This is a genomic window from Cellvibrio sp. (genome assembly GCF_053579595.1).
The window spans coordinates 1-1,699 of record NZ_JBRFPI010000573.1 but is presented as its reverse complement, the minus strand read 5'-3'; the positions used below and the strand labels follow the sequence as shown (position 1 = coordinate 1,699).

General features: G+C 44.8%; 2 protein-coding genes and 1 pseudogene. All 3 read right to left on the bottom strand.

Features of this window, described 5'->3' with window-relative positions:
- Nucleotides 1-735, bottom strand: a pseudogene (locus ACWA6V_RS21260) (methyl-accepting chemotaxis protein); the annotation flags it as partial.
- A 40-nt stretch (nt 736-775) separates the two neighbouring features.
- Entirely contained in the window at nt 776-1,285 is a 510-nt protein-coding gene (locus tag ACWA6V_RS21255; protein WP_310074996.1) for a chemotaxis protein CheW, read from the bottom strand.
- Nucleotides 1,282-1,699, bottom strand: a 418-nt coding sequence (locus ACWA6V_RS21250) for a chemotaxis protein CheW (RefSeq protein ID WP_449524350.1), incomplete at its 5' end; no start/stop codon positions are given. The genes ACWA6V_RS21250 and ACWA6V_RS21255, both read right to left, overlap by 4 nt.

The following is a 1,699-nucleotide window of genomic DNA, read 5'->3' as shown; positions in this document are numbered from 1 at the left end:
ATTGAGATGCCCATCAGCCACTTGCGAAACGACACTCGCAGTGTAAGCAGGCTCGCCGCCCAAGAGTTTAAACATATCGCGGAATATAAAGACCATAACTGCGATAATAATTGCAGATGCACTGAGACAGATAATCAGCAACAGGCGTACAGTGTCGTTATAAATATTTTTAGTCTTCACATCAGAATCATGTAAAAACTGATCAAATCCAGCAGTTGTCACATCTGCCAGTTCCTGCATTTGTTTGCTGGTTTCCCGATCCATACCACTCACCAACTTATCAACCACTTTTCCTGTGCCGGGATTTTCCTGATCATAACTTTTTAGAGCTTCGCGATAATTTTTTCCCAGTTGCACGTGCTCCTTCTGTAATAGGATTACTGCTTCAGTGGGAACCCCCTCCTCTTTTTGTAGCGCTAATGCAGCTGAGAGATGCTTCTGTACGATTTCTTCAGACTTGATAAAGCCATCAACATATTTGGTAAATTGTTCAGCGTCGTTGCCACGGATCAGGATATTTTTCCATTCTTGTACTTGGGTTTTGAAATTAATTGCCGCCGCCTGGATTTCGGCCAATATATCCGAGCGCCGCTGGCTATGGGTCGCGGTGTCATCCACCACAGCATTGTAGGAGCGTATTTGCAAATAAGCGGTGACGCCTAAAGTAGACAGGCCAAGCACAATCAATGCGCTAAGCAATAAAATTTTAAACTTCAACGTAAGGCTGCTGAACATGACTAATCCTTCAAAAATTCTGAATTATTAACGGGAAGGGTTATTGCAGCTGCGCCTCAACCAAATGCGCCAGCTCGCGGATAGACAGTGCGTTGTTTGCATCCAGCAATACCACAAACTCATCCTCACGTTTGGCAATACCCTGAATAAAATCAGCGCGGATATTGGCTCCAAAAGAAGGGGCATCCTCAATATTTTCGTCATTCATTTCGATCACTTCACTGACCGAATCTGCGAGCAGCCCGAGTACGTGGTTTTGTTCATTGTTTTGCAACTCCACCACAATGATGCAAGTACGTTTTTGCACCTCGATTGATTTGCGCCCCAAACGTACAGCCAAATCAATAACCGGTACCACCTCGCCACGCAAATTAATAACCCCGCGCAAAAAATTGGGCATTAATGGCACTTCGGTGATACCACTGTACTCAATAATTTCGCGGGTTTGCGACAACTCCAAACCGTAGTTTTCATTACCAATGCGAAAGGTCAGGTACTGCTTGATAACTTCTACTGATTGAGTCTTTTTTTGTCTGCTTGGCTGGTTCATTCTTCCTGCTCCTGCGCACTTACCAAAAAGGCATTGTTGCGTAAATGTTCGCGATTAATTGCAAACCCGATTAACTGTTGGATATCCAGAATCAAGGCGACTGCCCCGGTGCCTAAAAGACTGGAACCGCCGATCCCTTTGAGCGCTTGAAAAATGGGCCCCATGGGTTTTACGACGGTTTGGATTTCACCGTGCAGTTCATCAACCACTATGCCAGCACGTTTTTCACCAAATTGCACCACCACAATTTTTTCGCGGCTGTGGTCTTTCGGCTGCAGTGAAAAAATTTCACGCAAGCGAATGTAAGGCACTTGCTCGCCGCGCAAATTAACGCAATTCTGGCCTTGCACATGACTCAAGGAATTTAAATCTACGCATTCAAGAATGGTGTTTTGCGGCACAATAAAATCAATA